The sequence below is a fragment of the Thermoanaerobaculia bacterium genome (assembly GCA_035717485.1).
GTDB lineage: Bacteria > Acidobacteriota > Thermoanaerobaculia > UBA5066 > DATFVB01 > DATFVB01.
In genome coordinates, this window is the sequence record DASTIQ010000006.1 from 17047 (window position 1) to 34346 (window position 17300).

Annotated in this window: 14 protein-coding genes; 6 read left to right on the forward strand and 8 right to left on the reverse strand. The window is 69.3% G+C overall.

What is annotated here, in order from left to right; genetic code table 11:
- Window position 1 precedes the first annotated feature (1 nt).
- The 4 genes from VFS34_00195 to VFS34_00210 are packed head-to-tail and all read right to left on the reverse strand — an operon-like array spanning window position 2 to window position 3896.
- Window positions 2–502 carry a hypothetical protein gene (locus VFS34_00195; GenBank protein ID HET9792852.1) on the reverse strand — a complete coding sequence of 167 codons (501 nt, stop codon included), beginning with the start codon at window positions 500–502 and terminating at the stop codon, window positions 2–4.
- Between the two features lie 35 nt (window positions 503–537).
- The gene (gene mreC / locus VFS34_00200) at window positions 538–1404 is read right to left on the reverse strand and encodes a rod shape-determining protein MreC (GenBank protein HET9792853.1); all 867 of its coding nucleotides are present in this window, start codon (window positions 1402–1404) and stop codon (window positions 538–540) included.
- The gene (locus VFS34_00205; GenBank protein HET9792854.1) at window positions 1397–2422 is read right to left on the reverse strand and encodes a rod shape-determining protein; all 1026 of its coding nucleotides are present in this window, start codon (window positions 2420–2422) and stop codon (window positions 1397–1399) included. Before VFS34_00205 ends, mreC begins: the two co-directional genes overlap by 8 nt.
- Window positions 2423–2450: 28 nt before the next feature.
- Entirely contained in the window at window positions 2451–3896 is a 1446-nt protein-coding gene (locus tag VFS34_00210) for a FecR domain-containing protein (GenBank protein ID HET9792855.1), read from the reverse strand.
- A gap of 146 nt (window positions 3897–4042) precedes the next feature.
- On the opposite strand from VFS34_00210, the gene VFS34_00215 reads away from it, so the two are divergent.
- The 6 genes from VFS34_00215 (at window position 4043) to VFS34_00240 (ending at window position 11506) form a co-directional block, all read left to right on the forward strand.
- A complete protein-coding gene (locus VFS34_00215; GenBank protein ID HET9792856.1) occupies window positions 4043–5986 on the forward strand; it encodes a peptidyl-prolyl cis-trans isomerase in 1944 nt (647 codons plus the stop codon).
- Complete coding sequence (locus tag VFS34_00220) at window positions 5986–7236, forward strand: aminotransferase class I/II-fold pyridoxal phosphate-dependent enzyme (protein HET9792857.1); 1251 nt, start codon at window positions 5986–5988, stop codon at window positions 7234–7236. Before VFS34_00215 ends, VFS34_00220 begins: the two co-directional genes overlap by 1 nt.
- A complete protein-coding gene (gene ruvA / locus VFS34_00225; protein HET9792858.1) occupies window positions 7233–7817 on the forward strand; it encodes a Holliday junction branch migration protein RuvA in 585 nt (194 codons plus the stop codon). Before VFS34_00220 ends, ruvA begins: the two co-directional genes overlap by 4 nt.
- A 161-nt stretch (window positions 7818–7978) precedes the next feature.
- Window positions 7979–9004, forward strand: coding sequence for a Holliday junction branch migration DNA helicase RuvB (ruvB, locus tag VFS34_00230; GenBank protein HET9792859.1), 1026 nt, complete (start codon window positions 7979–7981; stop codon window positions 9002–9004).
- Window positions 9001–9924 (forward strand): diacylglycerol kinase family protein, encoded by a 924-nt coding sequence (locus VFS34_00235; GenBank protein ID HET9792860.1) that lies wholly within the window; start codon window positions 9001–9003, stop codon window positions 9922–9924. Before ruvB ends, VFS34_00235 begins: the two co-directional genes overlap by 4 nt.
- A 232-nt stretch (window positions 9925–10156) precedes the next feature.
- The gene (locus VFS34_00240) at window positions 10157–11506 is read left to right on the forward strand and encodes a peptide MFS transporter (protein ID HET9792861.1); all 1350 of its coding nucleotides are present in this window, start codon (window positions 10157–10159) and stop codon (window positions 11504–11506) included.
- Window positions 11507–11605: 99 nt separating this feature from the next.
- On the opposite strand, the gene VFS34_00245 is transcribed toward VFS34_00240, so the two are convergent.
- From VFS34_00245 to mfd, 4 genes are read right to left on the reverse strand one after another with little or no spacing between them, the layout of a single operon-like run.
- Window positions 11606–11926 (reverse strand): DUF971 domain-containing protein, encoded by a 321-nt coding sequence (locus VFS34_00245; GenBank protein HET9792862.1) that lies wholly within the window; start codon window positions 11924–11926, stop codon window positions 11606–11608.
- Window positions 11926–12900: a peptidylprolyl isomerase gene (locus VFS34_00250; GenBank protein HET9792863.1), complete on the reverse strand. Its 975-nt coding sequence runs from the start codon at window positions 12898–12900 to the stop codon at window positions 11926–11928. Before VFS34_00250 ends, VFS34_00245 begins: the two co-directional genes overlap by 1 nt.
- Entirely contained in the window at window positions 12897–14000 is a 1104-nt protein-coding gene (locus VFS34_00255) for a peptidylprolyl isomerase (GenBank protein HET9792864.1), read from the reverse strand. Before VFS34_00255 ends, VFS34_00250 begins: the two co-directional genes overlap by 4 nt.
- Entirely contained in the window at window positions 13997–17284 is a 3288-nt protein-coding gene (mfd, locus tag VFS34_00260; protein HET9792865.1) for a transcription-repair coupling factor, read from the reverse strand. Before mfd ends, VFS34_00255 begins: the two co-directional genes overlap by 4 nt.
- Window positions 17285–17300 lie beyond the last annotated feature (16 nt).

The window sequence follows — 17300 nt, forward strand, 5'->3', positions numbered from 1 at the left end:
CCTACCGCAGGCGCCGCCGCTGCCGGCGCCGCCATTCTTCCTTCCAGGGAAACCGCCACGCCCAGTAGAGGAGGCCGCCGGCACACCCCGTGGCGACGCTCCCGCCGACGTCCGCCGGCGTGACCGCGAACGGCGTGCCGAGGAGGAGCCGGCCGAGAACGGAGACGATCGCTCCGTCGGCGAGCTCCGCGACGGCGAGCGTCGCGCCGATCACGATCGAGCCTCCGAAGACCATCCGCACGGCGACGAGCGCGAGCGTGTAGCCGAGAAACGCCTTCGAGAACGCATGCGCGCCCTTGAGCGGATGGAGCAGGAGATCCTCGACGAGGCCCGCGATCGCGCCGCCGATCGTCGCCGGGACGAAGCTCGCCGACGCCGCCTGGTAGGCGACCGCGAGCAGGAACCAGTCGACCGCCGAGAGGACCGGCGCCCGGAGCGACCCGAACAGGACCGTCGCACCGGCGGCCGCGAGGATCGAGATCGCGACGCGGAGCGCCTTCACGGATCAGCGGCCCTCCCGGCCGCGCCCGGCCCATTTCATTGCTCGGACGGGCTCCGTCCGGGCTCCGCGGAAGGGGCGGGATCGAGGACGAGCACGTCGTCGAGCCGGTGGAGGGGCGCCGCGGGCGCGACGCGCACGGCGAGGAAGAGCGCTTTTCCGCGGGTGACGCGGGTGACGGTCCCGACCGGAATGCCGCGCGGGAAGATCCCGTCGATTCCGGCGGTCTCGATCGCGTCGCCCGGCCGGACGTCCGCGATCGCCGACAGGTAGTCGATCCGCAGGGCGCCGCCGTCGCCGCGCACGACTCCCTGCTCGCCCGTCCGGACGATCCTCGCGCCGACGGCCGAGTCGGCGTCGGTCAGGAGGATCGCCTTCGCGAACCGCGTCGAGACGGTCGTGACGCGGCCGACGAGCCCCGCGGGCACGACGAGCGGAGACCCGGCGAGAACGCCCTTCTCGGCTCCCGCGCCGATCAGCGCCCGCCGGTACGCCCCGCGTTCCTCGATCGAGAGAAGCGGCGCGGCGGCGCGCACGCCCGGCAGGAACGGAGAGAGCTTCAGGAGCGCGCGAAGATGCTCGGCGTCTTCCGCGCCGGCGCGCAGCGCGAAGAGCTGCTTCTCGAGCGCCGCGATGCGCCGGTGGAGCGCCTCGTTCTCGGTCCGCGCGCCGAAGTACGAGCGGATCGAGGCGACGAAGTCCTGCTCCGTGCGCGCGGCCTGGTGGCTGCCCGCGACCACCGGGCCGAGGACGAGGAGTCCCGTGCGCTCGAGGATCGACGGTCCCCGTCCCTTCTGGCGCGCCTGCGCGGACATCAGCAGCAGGCAGCCGCCGAGAGTCCCGGCGAGGACGATCCGCGCGTGGCGGGAGGCGGCGGCGGGCGAGGAGAGGCGAGGATCAGGCAATCGAGATCTTTTTCAGGAGCCCGAAGTCCGTGAGCATCGCGCCGGTCCCGAGCGCGACGGAAGCGAGCGGATCCTCGGCGTAGGAGATGGGGAGTCCCGTCTCCTCGCGGAGCCGGCGATCGAGGTTCTTCAGGAGCGAGCCGCCTCCCGTGATGACGATTCCGCGATCCATGATGTCGGCGGAGAGCTCGGGCGGCGTGCGCTCGAGCGCGACGCGGACCGTCTCGACGATCGCGGCGACGACCTCCGACAGCGCCTCGCGGATCTCCTCGTCGGAGAGGAGCAGCGTCTTCGGCACGCCCTCGACGAGGTCGCGCCCCTTGACCTCCATCGTCATCGGCTCGTCGAGCGGGTGCGCGGACCCGATCTCGATCTTGATCTGCTCGGCCGTCCGCTCGCCGACCAGCAGGTTGTACTTGCGCTTGATGTACTGGACGATCGCCTCGTCCATCTCGTTCGAGGCGATCCGCACCGAGCGGGAATACACGATTCCGGCGAGCGAGATCACCGCCACGTCGGTCGTTCCGCCGCCGATGTCGACGATCATGTTCCCGGCGGGCTCGGTGATCGGAAGCCCCGAGCCGATCGCGGCCGCCATCGCCTGCTCGATGATGTAGACCTCCGACGCCCCCGCCCGCATGGCCGAGTCCTGCACGGCGCGCTTCTCGACCTGGGTGATGTCCGAGGGCACCGAGATGACGATCCGCGGCCGGACGAAGAGCGAGCGTCCGTGCGCCTTCTTGATGAAGTAATCGAGCATCTTCTCCGTGACCTCGAAATCGGCGATCACCCCGTCCTTCATCGGCCGGATCGCCGCGATGTTCCCGGGCGTCCGCCCGAGCATCTCCTTGGCTTCCTTCCCGACCGCCTCGACGCGGTTGGAGATCTTGTTGATCGCGACGATCGACGGCTCCCGCACGATGATGCCGCGGTTGGCGGCGAAGACGAGCGTGTTCGCGGTTCCGAGGTCGATCGCGAGATCGGACGAAAAGAGGGAAAAGAGAGATTTCCAGCCCATGGATCTCCTTCGTGCGGGAGCTACCCGATCAGAATAATTCCACGAATACGCGAATGCGTTTGACGGTCTCTCGCCCCGCGGCGTCGGCGGCCTTGACGACGATCTGCGACTCCCCCTCGGTGTCCACCGAGACGGTCGTCTTGAACGAGCCGTCCGGCTCGACGTCGGCGCGTTTGCCCGCGACCGACACCGAGGCGGACGGATCGGTGTGCCCGAAGATCAGGAACAGGTTTCCCATCTGCTGCGGCGTTTCGAGCTGCAGCGGGGGAGCGGCGCCGGCCGGGGCGCCGGTCTTGGCGGCGTCGGCGACCACCCGGAAGCGGCGGTAGGGGCTCCAGTCGGAAGCGATCCCCTTCGAGCTGACCGCGGCGACGCGCCAGTAGTACGAGCCCTCCTCGTGGGGCCGGATCGCCGCGGACAGGCCGCGTCGGTCGGGAAGGTCGAGCGGAGTCGCGTCGGGGATGAAGAGGCGGGAGCGCGACACCTGCAGGCGATAGCGGGCCGCCTCCTTCACCGACGTCCAGCGCAGCACGACGTCCGCGTTGTTCTTCAGGTCGAAGATCCGGTTGTCGGCGGGGTCGACGGGCGCCGGGGATTCGGGAAGAGCGATCTTGCTCCCGAGGCGCTGCGACGAGACGTCGGCGCGCACGCGCTCGCGCTCCGACAGCACCACGCTGTCCCGTTCCGTGCGGAGCACCGCCTGGCCGCGGTAGTTCGAGATCTCGGTGTCGCGCTTGTCGTCGACCGAGACCCCGACCTCGGAATCGCGCTGCACCTCGGCCGACACCGCCTTCGTGTTGATCTGCGACGGCGAGTTCGACGTGTAGACCTGGATCGAGCCGGACACCATGTCGACCGCGCTCGACTTCTCGCGGTCGGGGCGCTGGCCGCTCTTGACCTCGAACAGCGAATCCGGGTGGAGCTGGTAGAGCGTGCCGTCGAAGAACATGATCTCGGCCGATCCGGAAGAGGCGGTCTTGATGAAGTCGCCGTCGTAGAGCGACTGGCGCAGCCGGCATTCCTCCCACGTGCCTCGGCCGGCGCGCTGGAGCGAGACCTCGCCGTCGAGCGCGACGAACGTGGCGTCTCCGATGTCGGAATGCCCGGCGCGGCCGAGCGCGCGACGCGAGAGCGATTCCGACTCGACGGCCAGGTTGTACGCCTCGATGTTCTTCGCGTTCTCGAGGGCGCTCCGGGCATCGGCGAGCCGCTCTTTCGCCTGCCCGAGCGTCGCCGAGAACCGCGACGCCTCGGGGCTCGCCTCCGCGCTGCGGTAGGTCTTGTCGGCCTGGTCGATCTGGCGCTGCGCGCGCACCTCGGGCGAGACGTGGTTGTGGCGGTAGACGTAGACGCCCCACGTGCCGCCCGCGCCGGCGACGAGGAGGATCACGATCCAGCGACGGACGGTCGAATAGGAGAAGACGATCCATTCGAGGTCTCCCCGAGTCGCCCTCTTGTTCGCTGCTTGCGCCATAACTTGTGGAGTGAGCGGTACTTGCCGCCGACCGCCTTATACCATAGCCCCCGGACCGGAACGCACGGAGTCCGCTTTGCCGAGTGCGCCCCGCGTTGTTAATATATCAAGTTCGCTCGAACGACTCGGAAGGAGAACGTCAGTCCATGCTCAAAGTGATGCGTCGGAGCTTCCAGCATCTGAAGTGGGTCCTCTGGTTCGTGGTCGTGGTGTTCGTCGCCTTCATCTTCGTCGACTGGGGAATGGGGCGCGTCCGCGGCGACAAGACCTCGTCCGGCGAGATCGCGAGCATCCACGGGGAGCCGATCACCGCCGTCGACTTCGATCGGCAGTACAAGCAGACCGAGGACCGCTACCGGCAGATGTACAAGGGGAACTGGTCTCCGGCGCTGGCCCGGGCCATGGACCTTCCGAACCAGGTCCTGAACGGGATGATCGAGCGCCGGATGCTCCTGGAGTCCGCCCAGCGGAGCGGGCTTCGCGTCTCCGACGACGAGCTCGCCGACCGGATCCAGGCGATGCCCGCTTTCCAGCGCAACGGGCAGTTCGTCGGCGCCTCCGAGTACGCCAGCGTGCTCGCCTCCTACGGGCTGACCGTCGAGCAGTTCGAGCACGGCTACCGGGAGGACATGCTGATCGAGAAGTTCAACGCGCTCGTGGCCGCGAGCCTCGTGGTGCCCGACGACCGGCTGAAGTCCCAGTTCGAGGCGCAGAACGAGAAGGCGAAGATCGAGTACGTCCTGATCCCTTCCGCCCGGCTCGCCGCCGCGTCCGTCGCCGTGCCCTCGGACGCGGATCTCAAGGCTTTCTACGATCAGAACAAGGAGCTCTTCCGCGAGCCGGAACGGCGGAAGCTCAAGTACCTGCTCGTCGAGCAGGGGAAGCTCCGGGAGAAGCTGAAGCCCTCGCCCGCCGAGATCCAGGCGTACTACGACGCGCACGGGGACGACTTCGCGGTGCCGGAGCGGGTTCACGCCGCCCACATCCTCGTCAAGGTGGCCAAGGACGCGTCTCCCGCGCAGGACGCCGCGGCGCGCCGGAAAGCGGAAGATCTCCTCGCCCGCGCGAAGAAGGGGGAGGACTTCGGCGAGCTCGCCCGGAAGAACTCGGAAGATCCCGGATCGAAGGAGCAGGGGGGCGATCTCCCGCCGTTCGGCCGCGGTCAGATGGTCCCGCCCTTCGAACAGGCGGCCTTCGCGATGTCCCCGGGCGAGATCCGCGGCCCCGTCAAGTCCGACTTCGGGTATCACGTCATCAAGCTCCTCGCGAAGATCCCCGCGGGCAAGCAGACGCTCGCCGAGGCGACGCCCCGCATCACGGCGCTCCTCACGCAGGATCAGGTCAAGAGCGCCGCCGAGCGAAGGGCCGACGCGCTCGCCAAGTCGGTCGGCCGGAACGCGAGCGACGAAGACCTGCGGAAGCTCGCCGACGACGTCGTTTCGTTCGACGCGACCGACTGGGTGACGGCGCAGGGGCAGGTCCCCGGAATCGGGTACGCGCCGGGATTCCTCAAGGCGGCGTTCGCGCTGAAGAAGGGGGAAGTCTCGCCGCAGCCGATCCCGACCCCGCGCGGCCCCGCGATCGTCAAGGTGGCCGACGTCACGCCGCCGGGCATCGCCGATTTCTCCGAGGCGCGGGGGAAGGTCGCCGCCGAATACACGCGACGGAAGACCGAGCAGCAGGAGCTCGCCACGGCCGCTCCGGTCGTCGCGGAGCTGAGGGGCGGGACCGCGCTCGCCGCGGTCGCCAAGAAGTACGAGACCGACGTGCAGACGCCCGCCGAATTCGGGAAGGGGGCGCCGGTGGGCAGTCTCGGAGCGTCTCCCGCGCTCTCGGACGCGGTTTTCAAGACGCCGGCCGGCCAGTACGGCGATCCGGTCGCGCTCCCGGGCAAGGGGGTCGTGATCTTCCACGTCGTCTCGAAGACCGACTTCGACCCGGCCGCGTTCGCGATCCAGAAGACGAAGCTCGCCGAAGCGGCGCGCCAGCAGGAGGCCCAGAAGCTGATCCAGGCGGAGCTCGCGCGCCGACGCGCCCAGGAGAAGATCGTCGTCAACGACGACCTGCTGAAGCGCTACACGCAGGGGTGATGGCGGACCGCGACCGGCCGCATCCTCGCGAGCTCGACACGGCGGCGGTCCGCGCCGGCGAAGACGACGCGACCGGAGCGCTCGTCGACCCGATCTGGCAGACGGCGCCGTTCTGGTTCAAGGACGTCGCCGAGCTCGAGCGAACCGCCCTCGGCGAGAGGCCCGATCTCTTCTACTCGCGCTACGGGAATCCGACGATCACCGGCGCCGAAAGGAAGATGGCGGCTCTCGAAGGCACCGAGGATGCCGTCCTCTTTTCCTCCGGCCTCTCCGCGATCGGCGTCTCGCTCCGCGCCCTGCTCTCGCCGGGCGACCACATCGTGGCGACGGAGGACCTCTACGGCGGAACGCTCCTGCTCTTCCGGGACGTCTTCTCCGCGGCGGGAATCGCCGTTTCGCTCGTGCCGACCGCGCCCGAGCCCGATTTCGCGTCGGCGATCCGTCCCGAGACCCGGCTGCTCTACGTCGAAACGCCGACCAACCCGCTCGTCAAGATCGTGGATCTCGCGTTCGTGGCGCGGACCGCGAAGGAGAGGGGGCTTCTCTGCGCGGTCGACTCCACTTTCGGCAGCCCCGTCCTGCAGCGGCCCGCCGCGGCCGGCTTCGACCTGGTGCTCCACTCGGCGACGAAATACCTGAACGGCCACGCGGACGTGACGGCGGGATTCGCGTGCGCGTCGTTCGCGGCCGCCGCGCGGCTCCGCGGCGCGCGCAAGATGTCCGGCACCGTTCTCGATCCGCATGCGGCGTGGCTCCTGACCCGCGGGATGAAGACGGTCGCGCTCCGCGTGCGGGCGCAGTCGGCCAACGCCATGGAGATCGCGCGCCGGCTCGCCTCCCACCCGGCGGTCGAGCGGGTGCACTATCCGGGCCTTCCCGATCACCCCGGCCACGCCGCCGCCGCGCGGCAGATGAGCGGCGCGTTCGGGGCCATGCTGGCGTTCGACGTGCGGGGCGGCGCGCCGGCGGCGCGCCGGCCGGTCGAGGCGCTGCGGCTGATCCGGCGCGCCACGTCCCTCGGCTCGGTCGAGTCGACCGCGGATCTCCCGGCGATCACGTCGCATTCCCGCGCGATGATCGCGCCCGAGCGCCGGGAAGCGCTCGGCATCCGCGAATCGACGATCCGGCTCTCCGTCGGCGCCGAAGACGTCCGGGACATCGTCGCGGACCTCGAAGCGGCGCTCGCGGCCGCGCGGGATGCGACGCCCGACGTTGCCCGGCACGCGGCGCCCGGCGCCGGCCGCGAATGATCGCGCGTCTCTCCGGCGTTCTCTTCGAGAAGCTCCCCGACCGCGTCGTTCTCGACGTGGGCGGCGTGGGGTACGCCGTCGCGATCTCCTTTCAGACGTACCAGGAGCTCCCCGAGGCGGGAAGCCCGGCGGCGCTCCTCGTCCACACGCACGTCCGCGAGGACACGCTCGCCCTCTTCGGCTTCGCTTCGGAGCGCGAGAAGAAGCTCTTCGAGATGCTGATCTCGGTCTCGGGAGTGGGCCCGAAGCTCGCGCTGACTCTCCTCTCCGGGATTCCCGCGGACGACCTCCTCCGCGCGCTCGCGAAGGGGGACGCGCGGCGGCTCGTCTCGATCCCCGGGATCGGAAAGAAGACGGCCGAGCGCCTGACCCTGGAGCTGAAGGAAAAGGCGGAGAAGCTCTTCGTTCCGCCCGAGGGCGGGACGGGCGTCGAAGCGGAGGACGTGGTGTCGGCGCTCGTGAACTTCGGCTACCGGAAGTCGGACGCGGAACGGGCCGTCGAGCAGCTGACGCGGCGCGGCGCGCCGGAATCGTTCGCGGAGTTCCTCAAGGAAGCGCTGGCGGCGCTCTCCGGCGCCTGAATCAGGCGCCGGACCGGGTCAGTTCCGAGTCGCGAGTCGGAACTCTGGCCGGCGCCCTGTCCGTGATCGGGCCCGGCATCAAACTTTCGACTCGCAACTCGGAACTCGCGACTGATCCGCGCGATCTGGCGATCGCGCGGATGCGCGATAATCGCTTCGCCGTGAACGAAGCCACACGTTCCGTCCTGTCGCCCTCCGCCCTCGAAGACGAAGTCGCCGTCGAGCCGAAGCTCCGGCCGCGAAAGCTCGCCGAGTACATCGGGCAGACGAAGGTTCGGGACAACCTCGCCGTCTTCCTCGAAGCGGCGAAGGCGCGCGGCGAGGCGCTCGATCACGTCCTGCTGACCGGCCCGCCCGGCCTCGGGAAGACGACGCTCGCCCACATCATCGCGCACGAGATGGGCGTCGGTCTTCGGATCACCGCGGGTCCGATGATCGCGCGCGCGGGGGACCTGGCGGCGATCCTGACGAATCTCCAGGCGGGAGACGTTCTCTTCATCGACGAGATCCACCGGCTTCCGACCGCGGTCGAGGAGGTCCTCTACTCCGCGATGGAGGATTTCGTCCTCGACGTGGTGATCGGCGAGGGCCCGGCCGCGCGCACGCACCGGATCGACCTGAAACCGTTCACCCTCGTCGGAGCGACGACGCGCCCGGGACTCCTCTCGCAGCCGCTCCACGCGCGGTTCGGGATCCATCACCGGCTCGATTTCTACGATCCGGATTCTCTCGCGACGATCATCGAGCGTTCGGCGCGGATCCTCGGCGTGCCGATCGAGGACGACGCCGCCCGCGAGATCGCCCGGCGGAGCCGCGGAACGCCGCGGATCGCGAACCGCCTGCTCCGGCGCGTGCGCGATTTCGCGCAGGTCGCCGGCCGCGAGCGGCTGGACCGCGCGGCCGCCGCCGACGCGCTGGCGAAGCTGGAGGTCGACGAATACGGCCTCGACGAGCTCGACATCCGCATCCTCACCGTGCTCGTCGAGAAGTTCGGCGGCGGCCCGGCGGGCGTGTCGTCCCTCGCCTCGTCGCTCGGGGAAGATCGCGGGACCCTGGAAGACCTGTACGAGCCGTTCCTTCTCCAGGCGGGATTCATCCAGCGCACGCCCCGCGGGCGCGTGGCGACGGCGCGCGCCTACAAGCGGCTGGGAGTTTCGCCCGGCGCCGCCGGGGGCTCGCTCTTTTGAGCTCTCCCGCGGAACCGGCGCCGTCCCGCGCGCCGCGGCGCGGCGTCCTGATCTACAACCCGACCGCGGGGCAGCGGGACCGACACGCGGCGATGCACTCCCTGATCGACCGCATGCGGGCCGAGGGCATCGAGCTCGCCAACGCCCCGACGCGCGGACCCGGTCACGCGACGCGGATCGTCCACGAGCACCTTCCGGAGAAGCCGGACGTCGTGGCGGTGTGCGGCGGCGACGGTACGGTGTCGGAGGCCGCGGCGGCTCTCCTCGGCACCGACGTCCCGCTCGCGATCATCCCGGGCGGGACGTCGAACGTGCTCGCCGTCGAGCTCGGAATTCCATTCGACGTCACCCGAGCCTGCCGGCTGATCCTCGACGGGGAGGTACGGACGGTGCGCGCGGCCGTCGCGAACGACCGCCCCTTCCTCCTGATGGCGGGCATCGGGCTCGATGCGCGCGTGATGGGGAAGATGAGCCTGTTCCTCAAGCGATGGTTCGGCCGGGCGGGGATCTTCGTGACCGCCGTTGCCGAGTTCCTGAAGTACGAGTTTCCCCGCCTGGACGTCGAGGTGGACGGAACCCACCACGCGGCCACTTTCGCCGTGGTCGCGAACTCGAAGCACTATGCCGGCGACTGGATCGTGGCCCCCGACGCCTCGGCCGAGTCGGACACCCTGGAAGTCCTGATATTCGACTCCCGGCGCCGAATCGACCTTCTCCACCTCTTCCTCGGGATGCAGGGGGGCAAGGGCGCCCACCTCGAGCGCGGGATCGCCCGGATCGTGCGGGGGCGCGCCGTGAGGATCACCTCGCTCGAGTCGTATGCGGTCGAAGTCCAGGTCGACGGGGACTGCGTGCTGGAGACCCCCGTCGTGTGCCGGGTAGCCGAGCGGCGGCTGCGGGTATTAGCTCCGAAGCGATAGCGGGCACGGCGATGCATCCCGCCGGGCTCGCGCCTCGCCGTGCTTCCTTGTTGTGATAACTGACAGGTGGCCCGTCCCTCCGACCGGCGACTGATTTCTCCGAGTCGCGACGGTCTCGACTGTGCGGACTGGGAACTTCGAATCCCCTATACTCCGCGAAAAGGATCCGGGCGATTTTCGCGAAAGCCATGCTCGCTCGCGGAGAACGTCCGGAAGGCGCGAGGAGGAGAACTTGGTAGAAGTCGCGGTGCCGCCCGACGCCGAACCGACCCGGGTCCGGCATCCCAAAGGACTCTCGACGCTCTTCTTCACCGAGATGTGGGAGCGCTTCAGCTACTACGGGATGCGCGGGTTCCTGATCCTCTACATGACGGCGTCCGTCTCCGCGGGAGGTCTCGGATTCTCCGACAAGCATGCGGGAAGCCTGTACGGCACCTACACGGGAAGCGCCTGGTTCGCCGCGATCTTCGGCGGGATCATCGCCGACCGCTGGCTCGGACAGTACCGAAGCGTCCTCGTCGGCGGGATCATCATCGCGCTCGGCCATTTCACCCTTGCTTTCAAGGTCCTCCCGACGTTCTACGCGGGTCTCGCGCTCATCGTCATCGGAACCGGGATGCTCAAGCCGAACGTCTCGACGATCGTCGGTTCCCTGTACGCGCCCGGCGACGAGCGACGGGACGCCGGCTTTTCGATCTTCTACATGGGGATCAACCTCGGCGCGTTCCTCGGACCGATCATCGCCGGCTATCTCGCGCAGAAGGTGAACTGGCACGTCGGCTTCGCTTGCGCGGGCGTGGGGATGCTCCTCGGCGTCATCCAGTACGTCGCCGGGCGGGAGCGGCTGCGGCCCGCCGTCGAACGCCTGTCATCCCGGCGGACGCCTCCCGAGGGACCCGGCGGCGATGTGTCGCTCGCGGGAGGGTTCACGCCCGCGGAATGGAAGCGCATCGCGGCGGTCGTCGTCTTCTTCCTGTTCGCCGGAATCTTCTGGGGCTCGTACGAGCAGGCGGGCTCGACGCTCAACCTGTTCGGCGATCGTTACACGCGGACGACCGTCTTCGGGTTCAACTTCCCCTCCTCCTGGTACGTGTCCGTCCAGGCGCTCTGGGTGATCATCCTCGCTCCGGTCATGGCTTTGGTCTGGACGCGCCTCAACCGAATCAGAAAAGAGCCCTCCAGCCCGGCCAAGTTCGCGCTGGGGCTCGTCTTCGCGGGGCTCGCGTTCCTGATGCTCATCCCGGCGGCGAGGCTCGCGCAGAGCGCGGCGAACGTGCGGGTGAGCCCGCTCTGGCTGGTCGGCGCCTATTTCATCGAGGAGCTCGGCGAGCTCTGCATCTCGCCGGTGGGCCTCTCGATCGTCACGAAGCTCGCGCCGGTGCGCATCGTGGGACTGATGATGGGCGTCTGGTTCCTGTCGAACGCGCTCGGCAACAAGCTCGCCGGGTTCGCCGCCGAGTTCTTCAGCTCGATGCCGCTCGACCGGCTGTTCGGGATCGTCGCGCTGATCTCGTTCGCGGCGGGACTCCTGATGTTCGCGCTGATCAGACCGGTCAAGAGCCTGATGGGAGAAGTCCGTTAGTCGCGAGTCCGCGAGTCACGAGTCGGGGAATCCGGACTCGGGTTCACGACGCTCGAATGTTTTCCGACCCGAAACTCGCCGACTCGCGACTGGCCGCCGCTACGCCATTTCGGGTTTTTCTCCGAGCTTCCTCAGGTATTCGTACGAGTAGATGCCGTCGTTGTGCCCATCCTGCCAGTAGATCTGGATCGCGTAGCCGCCGACCTTGTTCCAGCCGTGCATGAGGAACGCGCCGAGGCCGAACGGCCGCTTCGGCGCGCGGTAGACGTTGCCCAGCAGGTCTCCTTCCCCCTTGCACATCGCGCACGGGCATTCGCGCCGGAGCGTCTCGAGCGAAAAGTAGTCCTCGCGGCCGTCCGCCCAGACGACGACGAGCTCGCGACCGATCTGCTGGATGGAGGTCGGGACGGGATGCGGCATCAGCTCTTCTTCCTCGCCTCTTCGTCCTCCGCGGCGAGGTCCTTGTCGAAGATCTTGACGATCGCGCCCTTGCGGAGGTCGACCAGGTAATCGGCGAACTTCTTGTCGTAGATCTCCTCCGACATCCGCTTCCGGATCTCTTCCTTGACGTCGTCGAACGGCCGGAACCCGGCCTTCTCGCGATCCGTGATCGAGAGGAGAGCGAACCCGTCCTTCAGCTCGACCGGGCCCGCCAGGGCGTCGGTGCTCCCGAAGATCGCCTGGTCGAGCGGCGGCGTGAGGTCGCCGTGCGACACGATGCCGAGGTCGCCGCCCCTCGCGCGGGCGGGGCCCTCGGTGATCTCGCGGGCGACGTCTCCGAAAGCCTTTCCGGCCGCGATCTGCGAGCGGGCCGCGTCGATCTTCGTCCGGGCGGCCTCCTTCGAGGCGGCGTCCGACGGCTCGAACCGGACGAGGATCTCCGCGACGTGCGCTTTCTCGGGAATCCCGTACTTCTGCTCCTTCACCTTCTCGTACTCGGTGCGAAGGGCATCGTCGTTCAGGTTGATCGGCACTTCCCGGGCGAGCACCTTGTTCGTCAGGAGCGATTCCCGGAGCTGCTCGCGGAGCGTGTCCCGGTCGATGCCGTTGGCCGCGAGCGCGCGGTCGAAGTCCGCGTCGGAAGTGAGCCCGTACTGCGTCTTGACGCGGTCCATGGCTTCGTCGACTTCTTCGGGAGTCGCGGTGATTTCGAGGCGCGCCGCCTTCCCCTCGACGAGCTTCTGCCGGATCATCTGCTCGAGGACCGTGATCCGCAGCTTGTTCAGATCCGTCGGCGCCTGGGGATCCTTCCGGGCCCGGTCGACGCGCTCGTCGAGCTGGCTCTGGGTGATGATCGCGTCGTTGACCCGGGCGACGACGCGCTCGACGAGATCGGCGGCCGTCGCCGCCGAGGCGAGCGCGCCGAGGGCGAGGAGGGCGAAGAGCTTCCTCATGATTCCTTTCCTCCGGGAAGAAAGCTTCCCGTGTAGACGAAGGGGAGCCGGTCGAAATACACGCGCAGGCGACCCTCGCGCCGGGCCGCGTCGACGATCCCGTGGAGATACCGGTCGGTCTTTTCCCTCGCGAGACGGCTCCGGATCTCGGGAGCGGCCTCGTCCCGGGAGAGTGTCCGCGCCGGATGGCGGTCGAGCATCTTGAAGACCAGGAATCCCTCCTCCGCGGCGATCACCGGCGAAACCTCGTCCGGCTTCAAACGGAAGACCGCCGCCTCGAATTCCGACGGCAGATCGCCGCGCTGAACCCATCCGAGGGCGCCCCCGCGAGCCGCGTCCGGCGCCCGCGAAACCGTCCGCGCCAGCTCGCCGAAGTCGTTGCCCGACACGGCGCGGGAGCGGGCCCTCTCCGCCTCGGGGCGGGTGCGGGTGAAGATTCGCGCGACTTTCGCCTCCTCCGGACGCCGCCACCGTTCCGGGTGGCGATCATATTCCTCCGAGGCCTCCGCGTCGGTCGGCCGGACCACGTCTCCCGCGCGCGCGACGAGCATTCCGGGCGCCTCGCGGCGGTCGACATTGTCGTCTCCCGTGTCGAGCTTCGCCTCGCGGCGCCAGGTCTCTTCCCGGAGGAACTCGTCGAACAGCCCCGAGACGACGGCGGGCTGGGACTCCGCGATCGGCCTTCCCGCGTTGGCTTCGAAGAACGCCCGGAACGACCGGAGCGCGACCGGGCGGCCGTCGATCTCGGCGATCGTGTCGATCGGGGGAGCGGGGCGCCGGGCGCAGGCGCCGGCGAGAAGCGCCGCGGCGGCGAGGAGAATCGCCGTCGAAATCCCGCCGTTGCCAAATCGATTCTTGAAATGCCGGAGCGCGGTGCTCTCGGAACGGGATTCGGAGCGGCGACGGCAGTCGAGCAGCTTCGGTTCGGGCCCTTCGCATTGCGGGGGATCCTCCGCGAAGTAACCGAGCGGAGGTCCCGCGATGCGGGAGCGGAAGCGTGGGCGAGGGGGTGGCGGCTCCGCGGTCGAGTCGCTCGTTCGAGGAGCTGCGGAGCCGTCACTCGCTCTCGGTCCCCGAGCCAGCTTCCGCGACGGGTTCACGCCGCCTCGAGGAGCGCGTCGAGGAACGCCATCACGGCCTCGACGCTCCATTCCGGCGGCAGGGAGACGACGCCGGACGGCGACACGGCCGCGCCGGTCTTTCCGCGCAGAAGCGCGACGACGCGCCCGGGTTCCGCCCGCGACTCGCCGTCGAAGACGAGGCGATACGCGCCGCGGCGGCGCTCGATCGACTTGATCGCGAGGCGCTCCGCGCGGCGTCGGAGGCGCCCGTACTCGATCAGATTCGTGACGGCGGGCGGCGGAGGGCCGAATCGGTCCTCCGTCTCCTTCGCGATTTCGCGGATCTCGGCGTCGTCCCGCGCGCGCGCGATCCTCTTGTAGAGCGCCATCCGGAGGCTCTCTTCCGGGAGGTACGCGGCGGGAATCGACAGGTCGCTTCCGAGGGAGATCGTGACGGTCCGTTCGGGCAGGACTTCCTCCCCCTTCATCTGGCGCATCGCTTCGTCGAGGAGGTCGAGATACATCTCGAGGCCGACGGCGGCGATGTGCCCCGACTGCTCGGCGCCGAGGAAGTTCCCCGCGCCCCGGATCTCGAGATCCTTCGCGGCGATCCGGAACCCGGCGCCGAGGTCGCAGAACTCGCGGATCGTCGCCAGGCGCGCCCGCGCCGTCTCCGTCAGCGCCGCTCCCGGCTCGATGACGAGCCAGCAGTACGCCGCCTTGTCGCTCCGGCCCACGCGCCCGCGGAGCTGGTAGAGCTGCGACAGGCCGAACGTGTCGGCGCGGTCGATCACGATCGTGTTGACCGACGGGATGTCGATCCCGTTTTCGATGATCGTCGTCGCGAGCAGGATGTCGGACTTCCGCGACACGAAGTCGATCATCGTCTTTTCGAGCTCCCCCTCGCTCATCTGGCCGTGGCCCACCGCGATCCGCGCGTTCGGCAGGAGCTCCGACAGGAACGTCTTCTCCGCGAGGATCGATTCGACGCGGTTGTGGACGTAGAACACCTGTCCCCCGCGCTCGAGCTCGAATCCGATCGCCTCGCGCACGAGATCGCCCTCTTTCGGGATGATCTGCGTCTCGATCGCGAGGCGGTTGCGCGGCGGCGTCTCGATGATCGAGAGGTCGCGGAGTCCCGAGAGCGAGAGGTTGAGGGAACGCGGGATCGGCGTGGCCGACATCGACAGGACGTCGATCGACGCCTTCCATTCCTTGATGCGTTCCTTCTGGGCGACGCCGAACCGCTGCTCCTCGTCGACGACGAGGAGTCCGAGGTCGTGGAAGCGAATGTCCTTCGAGAGCAGTCGATGGGTCGCGATGAGGATGTCGACGCCCCCTTCCGCCGTCTTCGCCGCGATCTTCTTCTGTTCCCCGCGGTCGCGGAACCGCGAGAGGAGCTCGATCGTCACCGGGAACGCGGCGAAACGGCGCGTGAACGTCCGGTAATGCTGGTCGGCGAGGATCGTCGTCGGCGCGAGGACCGCGACCTGCTTCCCGTCGAGGACCGCCTTGAAGGCGGCGCGCATCGCCACCTCGGTCTTGCCGTACCCGACGTCGCCGCAGAGGAGGCGGTCCATCGGCGAGGGCCGCTCCATGTCGCGCTTCACGTCCGCGATCGCCTGCGCCTGATCCGGCGTCTCGACGTGCTCGAACGCGTCCTCGAACTCCTTCTGCCAGGGGGAGTCTTTCGAGAACGCGAAGCCCTGCGCCTGCGCGCGGCGGGCGTAGATCCGGAGCAGGTCTTCCGACAGGTCCTTGACGGCCTTCCGCGCCGCTTCCTTCTTGCGGCCCCACGAAGCGCTCCCGAGCCGGTCGATCTTCGGCTCGCCGCCCTCCGCGCCCGAGTACTTCTGGACGAGATCGAGGCGCTCGACGGGGAGAAGGAGCGTCTTGTCGTCGACGTAGACGATCTCGACGAACTCGCGCTCGTTCCCCTCCACCGGAATGCGCTTCAGCGCCCGGAAGCGCCCGACGCCGTAATCGACGTGGACGACGAAGTCGCCGGGCTTCAAGTCCCGGAGGTCGGAGAGGAACGCTTCGGATGCCCTCCGCCGCGGAGCCGGCGTCGTCCGTTCCGGACCGAAGATCTGCTCCTCGGCCCAGACGGCGAGCGCGCTCTCGCGCAGCCGGAAGCCCGCGGAGATCGGTCCCGGGATCGCGGTCGCCGGGACGTCGAATTCGCGGGCGAATCGCCGGAGCTTCTCGGCGCCCCCTTTCGGATGCACCGCCACGAGGACGCTCTCGCCGCGGGCCGCGGCGGCGCGGAGCTCCGCGGCGGCTTCCCGCACGCGCCCGTCGAACGCCGTCACCTCCTCGGCGGAGAGCGGGAGGGGAGTTCCGGGGACGAGCCCGAGGCGGTCGAGAGCCACCGTCGCGCGGGAGGCGAGCATCTCCCGAATCGCCGGGACCGGATGGAGGAGCGCCTCCGGCGAGATCGCGTCGCGCTCGGGCTCGTAGTCCGCCGCGACCCGGTCGCTCCACCGCGTCAGGGCGTCCTCGACGGAGGCGGGCTCGAGCACGACGACCTGAGCCTCGGGAGCGAAGTCGAAGATCGTCGCGGCATTTCCGGCGACGGCCGGGAGGAAGAGAGTTCTCTCGGCCGAGGACGGGACCCGGCCGAGGGTTTCCTCGAGGAGCGCCTCCGCTTCCTTCGATTCCGAGACGGCGGCGAGGGGCCCGAAGACGACGCGCTCGAGAGTCGCGTCGGAGCGCTGCGTGTCCGGGTCGAACGTGCGGATCGAGGCGACTTCGTCCCCGTCGAGCTCGATGCGGACCGGCCGGTCCCGATCGGGAGGGAAGACGTCCACGATTCCGCCCCGCGCGGCGAAGTCTCCCGTTTCCGTCACGAGGTCGGTTGCCGCGTACCCTTCCCGCGCGAGGAACGCGAGGAGCGCTCCCCGCTCGATCGCCCCGCCGCGGGAAATCGGAAACCGGCGGGCGGTGAAGCTCTCGGGGGAGGGGAGCCGCGCGAAGAGGAAGCGCGCGGGCACCGCCGCGATCCGGCAGGTCCCCTCCGCGAGCGAGGAGAGCAGGGCGAACTCGGACCGCCGGTACTTGAGCGAGGGCCCGACCCGCTGGTAGGGAGTCAGGGAGGGCTCCGGAGCCACGCAGATGGCGCCCGCTCCGAACGCGGCGGCGTCCGCTGCGGTCGTTTCCGCGGAAGGCTCGTCGGTGGCGACGACGATGACGGGTCCGGATTCGGAGAGCAGGGCGGCGATCGCGCCGGGGAGCGCCCCCACGGCGCCCGAGACGACGAGCGTCCGCCGGCCTTTTCGCGCGTCGGGCGCGCGCACCCCCGCGCGCCGGAGGGCTTCCGCCACTTCCGCGAGCTCCGGG

Excerpts from the sequence above, each read along its gene's own strand:
- VFS34_00205 (HET9792854.1), bottom strand. The coding sequence starts at position 2,422 with ATGGGCTGGAAATCTCTCTTTTCCCTCTTTTCGTCCGATCTCGCGATC.
- VFS34_00210 (HET9792855.1), bottom strand. The coding sequence starts at position 3,896 with ATGGCGCAAGCAGCGAACAAGAGGGCGACTCGGGGAGACCTCGAATGG.
- VFS34_00215 (HET9792856.1), top strand. The coding sequence starts at position 4,043 with ATGCTCAAAGTGATGCGTCGGAGCTTCCAGCATCTGAAGTGGGTCCTC.
- VFS34_00220 (HET9792857.1), top strand. The coding sequence starts at position 5,986 with ATGGCGGACCGCGACCGGCCGCATCCTCGCGAGCTCGACACGGCGGCG.
- ruvA (HET9792858.1), top strand. The coding sequence starts at position 7,233 with ATGATCGCGCGTCTCTCCGGCGTTCTCTTCGAGAAGCTCCCCGACCGC.
- VFS34_00245 (HET9792862.1), bottom strand. The coding sequence starts at position 11,926 with ATGCCGCATCCCGTCCCGACCTCCATCCAGCAGATCGGTCGCGAGCTC.
- VFS34_00250 (HET9792863.1), bottom strand. The coding sequence starts at position 12,900 with ATGAGGAAGCTCTTCGCCCTCCTCGCCCTCGGCGCGCTCGCCTCGGCG.